Raw genomic sequence first — 9420 nt, forward strand, 5'->3', positions numbered from 1 at the left:
GCGCATCGCCGGCATGGCCTTCCCCGCCCCCGGCGAAAGCACCGAGAAGGGCAAGGTCCGCCTCTGCTGGTGGGGCGCCGGGCAGGCCATGCTCATCGGGTCCACCGCCGCCAAGGTCCAGAACGCCGCCCTCATCGACCAGTCCGACGCCTGGGCGGGCTTCGAATTGAAAGGCCCCGCCGCCGCCGAGGCCCTCGCCCGCCTCGTCCCGCTCGACACCGCCACCATGGCCGAGGGGGCCACCAAGCGCAGCCTGCTGGGCCATATGCCGCTGGCGCTCCTGCGCACCGCCGAGGGCTTTCGCCTCTACACCTTCCGCTCCATGGCCAAGACGGCCTGGGCGGAGCTTTCCCACAGCGTCAAAGCCCTCGCAGCCCGCTCCGCCTGAAGCCGCAGCTTCCGGGTCGCCCGCCACGCCCCCACAGGGCACAACCGGCTCCAGACACCCAAGGAGTCCCGCACATGACCTTCCGCATCACCGGGCTCGACCCGGCCCCCTTCCGCCCCCTCTACGGCCTTCCCGAGGCCGAACTGGCCCGCCACGGTGCTATCCGAATGACGGTCGACGCCCACCCCGGCTTCCCCGACCGGATCACCATGGAGGACGTGCCGCCTGGCGAAACCGTGCTGTTGCTCAACCACACCTGCATGGCCAAACCCTCGCCCTACCGGGCCAGCCATGCCATCTTCGTGCGCGAAGGTGCCGAAACCGCCTATGACGCCACCGGCACTGTCCCCGAGGTGATGAGCCGCCGCCAGCTTTCGCTTCGGGGCTACGATGCCGACGGCATGATGCTGGACGCCGAACTCGCCACCGGCGACGCCATCGCCGAGGCCATTACCCGCATCTTCGAGAACCCGCAGATCACCGAGATCCACGCCCATAACGCCGCCCGCGGCTGCTATTCCGGACGGATCACCCGCGCCGCCTCAGCCGCCCTGCCCGCACCTGGCCTTAAAGCCCCTTCGCCTTGTAGCTCGCCGCCACCTTCTGGATCGAGCACAGATAGGCCGCCGTGCGCAGGTCGGTCACGTTCTCGCGCTCCTGCCAGACCTCGTGCATCGACTGATAGGCAATCCGCATCGTGTCATCGAGGCCCGAGCGCACAAGCTCCAGTTCATCGGCCCCGCGCAGATATTTCTCCTTGAAATGCGGCGTCATCGACCAGGCATCGCCCAAATGGCGGTCCAGCCGCTCCAGCTCGTCGATGATGAGCTGGTGGCGCGCCTCCTCCTGGCGCCGCTGCATCCGGCCAAAACGGATGTGGCTGAGGTTCTTCACCCACTCGAAGTAAGACACCGTCACACCGCCCGCGTTGGCATACATATCAGGGATGATGACGCAGCCCTTCTCCCGCAGGATCTCGTCAGCCCCCGCCGTCACCGGGCCGTTGGCGGCCTCGATGATGAGCGGCGCCTTCACCCGCGCGGCGTTTTCGAGGTTGATGACCCCTTCCATGGCCGCCGGTATGAGAATGTCGCAGTCCTCCTCCAGCACCTTGGCACCTTCGCTGGTGTGGCGCGCATCTGGATAGCCGCTGACGCCCCCATGCTTCACGATCCACGCGCGCACCGCCTCCACGTCCAGCCCGTTCTCCGCAAACAGCGCTCCGTCATGCTCGATGATCCCGGTGATCTTGCAGCCGTCTTCCTTCTGCAGGAACATCGCTGCGTGAAAGCCCACGTTGCCGAGGCCCTGCACGATCACCCGCTTTCCATCGAGTTTGCCTTCAAGCCCGGCAGCCTTCACCGCCTCGGGGTGACGGAAGAACTCGCGCAGCGCAAATTGCACGCCCCGCCCGGTGGCCTCCACCCGGCCCTGGATACCGCCGGCGTTGATCGGTTTGCCCGTCACGCAAGCCGCACCGTTGATGTCGGTGGTGTTCATCCGCTTGTACTGGTCGGCCATCCACGCCATCTCGCGCTCGCCTGTGCCCATGTCGGGGGCCGGCACGTTCTGCGCCGGGTTGATCAGGTCGCGCTTGATGAGCTCGTAGGAAAAGCGCCGGGTAATCCGCTCCAGCTCCTCCTCGTCGTAGTCGCGCGGGTTAATGCACAAGCCGCCCTTCGAGCCGCCGAAAGGCGCCTCCACGAGGGCGCATTTGTAGGTCATCAGCGCGGCAAGCGCCTCCACCTCATCCTGGTTCACGCTGAGGGCAAAGCGGATGCCGCCCTTCACCGGCTCCATGTGCTCCGAGTGCACCGAGCGGTAGCCCGTGAAGGTCTCGATCTTGCCCCTGAGCCGCACCCCGAAGCGCACGGTGTAGGTCGCGTTGCACACCCGGATCTTCTCTTCCAGGCCCGGCGGCAGGTCCATCAGCGCCACGGCGCGGTTGAACATCATGTCCACGGACTGGCGGAATGTTGGTTCGTTCTTGGGCGCCATAACGCTCTCCTCCCTGTTCTTCGTTCCGGGTGGCGTTCTGTCCCCGGACTCGCCCCGATGCTAACCGCCAGTGCCGGCGATGCCACACAAAAACTTCATGACGCCTGCGCACCGCCCGCCTCCACCCCGCCGCAATTCTCCCCGTTGGGCCATGCCGCAACGCAGAGAAATGTGGCCTTTTAGTCGAATTGTCCCCAATGGAACGGGTTTGATTCGAGGTCATTAAGCAGAAAGGCGCCAACAGTGCGGCGCTTCATGCCAGACTGTTTCCTGTTCACGCGAACAATCTGACGAAACCGGGGCCGATTTGACCGGCACCCCTCTAGAAACAGGGGTTTTAACCAGGATTGCCAAAAACCCTATTCAAATGAGGCGCGAATGTGCCAATAACTTAACGAAACCTGGGTGGGGCCCCGATTTATTCTGGTGCCCGAACCGTGAAAGCCTTTTTTGAAGCCCCCGCCGCGCGCAGCAGTCGCCTTGCCGCATTCGCGCGTGATGAAGAGGGCGGCCTCATCATCTTCTCACTCTTTCTCTTCGCCTGCATGATGCTGGCCGTCGGTCTTTCCATCGACGTGATGCGCACCGAGATGGCCCGCACCCGCCTGCAAAACACCGCCGACGCCGCCGTGCTCGCCGCCGCCGCGATGGAGCAGGATCTCGATCCGCAGAGGGTGGTGGAGGATTACTTCGAAAAGGCCGGCCTCGCCGACAACCTCGAGGGTGTCTCCATCAGCCAGGGCGTCAACTACAAGACGGTCTCGGCCCGCACCAACACCAAGCTGCCGATGTTCTTCCTCGGCATGGTCGGGATCGACAAGATGGAGGCCAAGTCCGAAGGCACCGCCGCCGCCGGCTACACCGACGTCGAGGTCAGCCTCGTGCTCGACATCACCGGTTCCATGGGCTCCAACAACAAGCTGCCCAACCTCAAGGCCGCCGCGAGCGATTTCGTCGATACCGTGCTCGATCCCTCGCAGCCCGGTTCCGTCTCGCTCAGCCTCGTGCCCTACTCGGCGCAGGTGAACATCGGCACCGACATGATGGCCCAGCTGAACGTGCCCCGCGACCACGACTTCACCAGCTGTGTCGACTTCGATGAAAACGACTTCAGAAGCGCAGGCGTGTCCCGCTCCAAGCCCTACAAGCACATGCAGCACTTCCAGTATTATCCTTCGGCCACCAGCCCGATCGACAATCCGGGCTGCGTGCAGCAGAGCTACGAGCAGGTCACTCCGCTGACCGAGAACAACACGGCCCTCAAGGCCCAGATCGCCCAGTTCCAGCCCCGCGCCAACACTGCCATCCACCTTGGCATGAAGTGGGGCGTGGCGCTGCTCGACCCCTCGATGCAGCCGGTGATGCAAAACCTCGCCGCGCGGGGCAAGGCCGACCCCAAGTTCGCAGATCGCCCCTATTCCTACGGGCGCTCCAACACCACCAAGGTGGTCGTGCTGATGACCGACGGCGAAAACGTCGATACCGTCCGCCTCAAGCCGCGCTTCTACAAGGACCAGGCCGACGCCGACCTGTGGAACCTCGAATCCGTCTACGCCCACGCCTCCGCCCGTGGCCAGAGCTGGCGCTCCTACATCGACACCCGCTACAGCGCCGCCAAGGCCGACAGCATGCTCGATAACATCTGCGACGCCGCCAAGGCCCTGGGCATCATCGTCTACACCGTGGGCTTCGAGGTCACCCCGCACAGCGCCAACGTGATGCGTAACTGCGCCTCCACACCGGGCCACTACTTCGACGTGCAGGGCACCGAGATTTCCGATGCCTTCGATGCCATCGCCCGCAACATCAGCGCCCTGCGCCTGACGAACTGATCGCGCGCCGGGCGCTTCTGCCCGGCTCACCTTAGTGCAGCAGAAGCCGCGTGCCCTTCCCGGGGTGCGCGGTTTTCCGTTCTGGCCTCCGCCTCAGCCACGCCACGCCGCGCGCCCGTGCTGGCTACCGGGTCGATTCGCAGCTTCGTCACAATCAAAATCAACAATCTGCCACGTTGATCCTATTGTTTCCTCCAACGCGGGAAATTCGCACCCAATAATGGCGGAATTGCCCGAATTGGGGCCGAAATTGGAGATTTTCGGGCCCCTTGTCATTTTCCCTAACAAATCATGACCGAATTACGGCAATATTGAATCAAGAGCCGGGTGGGGGCCCGAGTTTCGGTGATGCAAGCCATGACAAAGAACCAGATCGTTTCCGCCTTCGCCCGCTTCCGCCGTGATGAGGAAGGCGGACTCATCATCTTCTCGCTCTTTCTCTTCGTCTGCATGATGCTCGCCGTCGGTATCGGCATCGACGTGATGCGCACCGAGATGGCCCGCACCCGCCTGCAAAACACCGCCGACGCCGCCGTGCTCGCCGCCGCCGCGATGGAGCAGGATCTCGACCCCTACGTCGTGGTTCAGGACTATTTCGACCGCGCCGGCCTGTCGCAGAACCTCGAAGGCATCACCGTCAGCCAGGGCGTCAACTACAAGACGGTCTCGGCCCGCACCAACACCAAGACGCCGATGTTCTTCCTCGGCATGATCGGCATCGACAAGATGGAGGCCACCTCTGCCGGCACCGCCTCGGCCGGGTACACCGATGTCGAAGTCAGCCTCGTGCTCGACATCACCGGCTCGATGGGCCGCAACAACAAGCTGCCCAACCTCAAGACCGCCGCCAACAATTTCGTTGATACCGTGCTCGATCCCAACCAGCCCGGCTCCGTCTCGATGAACCTCGTGCCCTACTCGGCCCAGGTGAACATCGGCCCCGAGATGATCGCGCAGCTCAATGTCCCGCTCCAGCACGACTACTCCCACTGCGTGGATTTCTCCGCGAGCGACTTCAACAGCACCGCCGTCTCGCCCGCCACGCCCTACGCCCACATGCAGCACTTTCAGTACTACAGCTCTGCAACCACCCCGATCGACAACCCGGGCTGTGTGCAGCAGCCCTACGAGCGCGTCACCGCGATGAGCCAGAACCGCGCCGCGCTGAAGTCGCAGATCAACCAGTTCCAGGCCCGTGCCAACACCGCGATCCACCTCGGAATGAAATGGGGCGTCGCGCTGGTGGACCCCTCGATGCAGCCGGTCATCCAGAACCTTGCCGCGCAAGGGCAGGTCGACACCGCCTTTGCCAACCGCCCCTTCTCCTACACGCGCCCGAACACCCAGAAGATCGTGGTGCTCATGACCGACGGTGAAAACGTCAACACCGTCCGCCTGAAGCCCCAGTACTACAACTCCACCGACGAGATCGAACGCTGGCAGCAGTACTCCGTGACCGCCTACGCCAACGCGACCGGCACCTACTGGGGCAACTACGTCGAAACGCTCTACACCTCCTCCTACGCCGACACGATGCTGGGCAACATCTGCGACGCGGCCAAGAGCAAGGACATCGTCATCTACACCATCGGCTTCGAGGTCAGCACCCACAGCGGCAACGTGATGCGCAACTGCGCCTCCACGCCGGGCCACTACTTCGACGTGCAGGGCACCGAAATCTCCGATGCCTTCGATGCCATCGCCCGCAACATCAGCGCCCTGCGCCTGACGAACTGATCGCGCACCTCGGCCAGCCCGTCCAGCTGATGCCCGTCATGGCAAAGCACGAACAGCCCGCAGCAGTCGTTTCACCGGCCCGCGCGGGGGCCGCAGCCCACCTGCCACCGATGGCCCGCACGGGCCAGGTGAGCGGGGTCCGGGGCGCCGGGCTGGGGGGCCCGCGCCCCGGGCGAACTGCCTCCAACCTGCCTTCAGAGACCTCCCTATCTACCGGATTACCCGGATTTGGACGGGCTTTCGCCCAATTTTCGACACCCTCCTACCGGCAAATGCCAAGGCGCGACTTGCGTCTAGTGATGGGTATGACGCCCGGATCGGCGCTGGATCTGCGGAACACGCAAAGGACCAGCCGGGATGGCACAGATGGAAAATCTGAACACCGTGGGGGCGGACAACACCAAGGCGAACACGGGGGCCCGTGGGCGTCTCGCACGCTTTGCGGAAGAGAACGAGGGAAGCCTGATCGTCTTCTCCCTGTTCCTCCTCGCCTGCATGATGCTCGCCGTCGGAATCGCGGTTGATGTCATGCGCTACGAGATGACACGCACCCGGCTCCAGAACACGCTAGACAGGGCCGTGCTCGCCGCCGCCGACATGGACCAGACCCTGGAGCCTTCCGCGGTGGTCGCCGATTACTTCGAGCGGGCCGGCCTCGGCAGTTTCAACGTCGATGTGACCGTCGATGAGGGGCTGAACTATCGCAATGTGAAGGCCTCCACCGAAGCCGAGATCAAGACCCTGCTGCTCAGCATGGTCGGCATCCCCACATTCACCGCCCCCGCCACCGGCACCGCCGAAGAGCGGGTCTCGAACGTCGAAATCAGCCTCGTGCTCGATATCTCCGGCTCAATGGGCTCCAACAACAAGATCCAGAACCTCCGCGTCGCCGCGAAAGACTTCGTGGATTCCGTTGTGGTGGACGACGCCGAAGGCCAGATCTCCCTGAGCCTCGTGCCCTACACCGCGCAGGTCAACGCTGGCCCCAATATCTTCAACCAGCTGCGCAAATCCTCCTACGGGCGTCACAGCTACTCGCACTGCATCGATTTCGACTACGACGACTTCAGCACATCGACGATCTCGATGACCAAGTACTATCGCCAGATGCAGCACTTCGAGTGGTCCAGCCAGAACTACCGCCCGATCCGCAACCCCGGCTGCCCGATGCAGGACTTCGAGCGCATCGTGCCGCTCAGCAAAGACACCAGCGAGTTGAAGGGCACCATCGACGACTACCGTGCCCGCGCCAACACCGCGATCCACATCGGCATGAAGTGGGGCACCGCGCTGCTCGATCCCTCGATGCGCACCGTGGTCAACAACCTGCGCGCCGCCGGCGTGGTGGACGATGCCTTCATCGACCGTCCCGCCGACTACGACGACGACGAGACCCTCAAGGTCGTGGTGCTGATGACCGATGGCGAAAACGTGGATACCTACCGGATTCAGGACTGGGCCTATAACTCGAACTCCGAGTATGCCCACTGGAACAACTATCCGCTGTGGTACTACCTCTACCGATACGTGAACTCGCGCAACCGCTCGCAGTACTACTACCGCAAGTACTCCGCCGGTCAGGCCGACAACATGCTCGACAACATCTGCGACGCCGCCAAGGACGCAGGGATTACCGTGTTCACCATCGGCTTCGAGGTCACCAACCACTCCGCCGGCGTGATGCGCAGCTGCGCCTCCTCGCCCTCCCACTTCTTCCGGGTGGAAGGCACCGAGATCTCCGAGGCCTTCTCGGCAATCGCCCGGCAAATCAACCAGCTGCGTCTGATCAACTGATGGGGGGCCCCGAGATGCAGACAGATGGATATCCGAGGGGGCGGCTGTGGCACCTTGCCACCCGCCTCCGGCGCTTCCGAAAACGTGAAGAGGGCAACTCCACGATAGAATTCGTGATCCTCTTCCCGATCTTCATCATCATCTTCATGTCCTGCTTCGAAATGGGCATGCTGATGACCCGTCAGGTGATGCTGGAGCGCGCGGTAGATCTCTCGGTGCGCGATCTGCGCCTGGGCCACTGGAAGCCGCCCACACATGACGAGCTGAAAAAGGCCATCTGCAACCGCGCCGGCATCATCCCCGATTGCATGAACTCCATGCTGATCGAGCTTCAGCCGGTCTCCAAGAGCACCTGGACGCCCCTGCCCAAGCAGGCCACCTGCAACGACAAGTCGGCGCCGATCCAGCCGGTGACCACCTTCAACGGCGGCACCGAGAACGAGATGATGATTGTGCGCGCCTGCGCGATCATGAAGCCCTGGTTCGTCGCCAACGGCCTCGGCCTGCGGCTGCCGCTGGTTGATGGCGAAAACTACGCCATCGTCTCCTCTTCGGCCTTCGTCAACGAACCCGGCGCAGGGAGCTGAACCATGCTGATGCCTACCGCCAAACTGCTCCGTGCCCGCCTCGCCACCTTCGCGCAGGACGCCCGCGGCTCGCTCTCCGTCGAGGCGGCGCTGATCCTGCCGCTGCTCTGCTGGTTCTACGTGGCCAGCTTCGTCTGGTTCGATGCCTTCCGCACCCAGAACGCCAACCTCAAGGCGTCCTACACGCTGGCCGACATGCTCAGCCGCGAGACCGACCCGATCACCGAGACCTACCTCAAGGGCCTCAACACGGTGTATGATTACCTCACCACCACCCGCCACCCTACCTATATCCGGGTGACGACGGTGAAGTGCACCAACGATTGCGATCAGGAAAGCCGGACGCTCCAGGTCGATTGGTCCTACGCCACGCAGGGCCGCACCAAGCACACCAATGGCACCATCACCGGTTTCAAGGACAAGATCCCGCTGATGCCCCAGGGCGACACGGTGATCCTTCTCGAAACCTTCATGGCCTACGAACCGCTGTTCAACGCGGGCATCCCGGCCAAGAGCTTCGAGAACTACATCGTCACCCGGCCACGTTTTGCGCCGCAGCTGCTCTACGCCGGGGCGGGCAGCTGACGACGACAGGGTCGGACGAAAACCATGCACGAACGGGCGGTTAACCTCCGCCCGTTTTGCATTTTTGCATATGCATGGGTTGTGCATCGCCTGTGCATGGGTTGTGCCCCCCTGCTTCGCGTGGTTAACGGCCTTCGCCGCCCCCCTCGTCCGGGCGTTCCTGCAAAGCCCGCTCGGCCATCTCCGCCTCGATGAACTGCGCCATCGCCTTGCCTGATGCGGGGTGAACGACACCGCCCACCGCCACCGTGCGCCCGCGCACCCACCACAGCCCGGGGCCCCAGCCAAAGGGCTGTTTTTCCTTCATTTTCAACACGAAGCCCCCGGCAGGCTTCAGGGCAAAAGCGCCACGCTCCACGCGCTCGATGCGGTCTACCTCGGCCAGCACACGCCCGCCGTCCACGACCAGGGCGCCGTCTCGCAGCACCAGCGTGGCTTCGGTCGCCTGCCAGAGCCATACGCCAACGCCCACGACAGCCCCCCCGAACAGCACCAGAAG

Annotated in this window: 7 protein-coding genes and 2 pseudogenes; 7 read left to right on the top strand and 2 right to left on the bottom strand. The window is 63.7% G+C overall.

Annotated features, from left to right (window positions below):
• The coding region (locus DYI42_RS21910; protein ID WP_213548990.1) for a sarcosine oxidase subunit gamma at positions 1 to 388 on the top strand (388 nt) is incomplete at its 5' end.
• 167 nt (positions 389 to 555) lie between these two features.
• Positions 556 to 912 (top strand): annotated as a pseudogene (locus tag DYI42_RS24370) (DUF1203 domain-containing protein); the annotation flags it as partial.
• 43 nt (positions 913 to 955) lie between these two features.
• Here the strand turns inward: DYI42_RS24370 and DYI42_RS21920 are convergent.
• Positions 956 to 2386, bottom strand: a complete 1431-nt coding sequence (locus DYI42_RS21920) for a Glu/Leu/Phe/Val family dehydrogenase (protein ID WP_213548992.1) — start codon at positions 2384 to 2386, stop codon at positions 956 to 958.
• A 437-nt stretch (positions 2387 to 2823) separates the two neighbouring features.
• Between DYI42_RS21920 and DYI42_RS21925 the strand changes: the two genes are divergently transcribed.
• From DYI42_RS21925 to DYI42_RS21945, 5 genes are all read left to right on the top strand, one after another.
• Entirely contained in the window at positions 2824 to 4218 is a 1395-nt protein-coding gene (locus DYI42_RS21925; RefSeq protein ID WP_213548994.1) for a TadE/TadG family type IV pilus assembly protein, read from the top strand.
• A 357-nt stretch (positions 4219 to 4575) separates the two neighbouring features.
• Positions 4576 to 5955, top strand: a complete 1380-nt coding sequence (locus DYI42_RS21930; RefSeq protein WP_213548996.1) for a TadE/TadG family type IV pilus assembly protein — start codon at positions 4576 to 4578, stop codon at positions 5953 to 5955.
• 366 nt (positions 5956 to 6321) lie between these two features.
• The gene (locus tag DYI42_RS21935; RefSeq protein ID WP_213548998.1) at positions 6322 to 7749 is read left to right on the top strand and encodes a TadE/TadG family type IV pilus assembly protein; all 1428 of its coding nucleotides are present in this window, start codon (positions 6322 to 6324) and stop codon (positions 7747 to 7749) included.
• A gap of 14 nt (positions 7750 to 7763) precedes the next feature.
• A complete protein-coding gene (locus DYI42_RS21940) occupies positions 7764 to 8336 on the top strand; it encodes a TadE/TadG family type IV pilus assembly protein (RefSeq protein ID WP_213549000.1) in 573 nt (190 codons plus the stop codon).
• A 3-nt stretch (positions 8337 to 8339) separates the two neighbouring features.
• A complete protein-coding gene (locus tag DYI42_RS21945) occupies positions 8340 to 8921 on the top strand; it encodes a TadE/TadG family type IV pilus assembly protein (RefSeq protein ID WP_213549002.1) in 582 nt (193 codons plus the stop codon).
• Positions 8922 to 9045: 124 nt separating this feature from the next.
• Here DYI42_RS21945 and DYI42_RS21950 read toward each other — a convergent pair.
• Positions 9046 to 9420: pseudogene (locus DYI42_RS21950) on the bottom strand (hypothetical protein); the annotation flags it as partial.

The organism is Vannielia litorea, assembly GCF_018424695.1.
GTDB classification, from domain to species: Bacteria; Pseudomonadota; Alphaproteobacteria; order Rhodobacterales; family Rhodobacteraceae; genus Vannielia; species Vannielia litorea_A.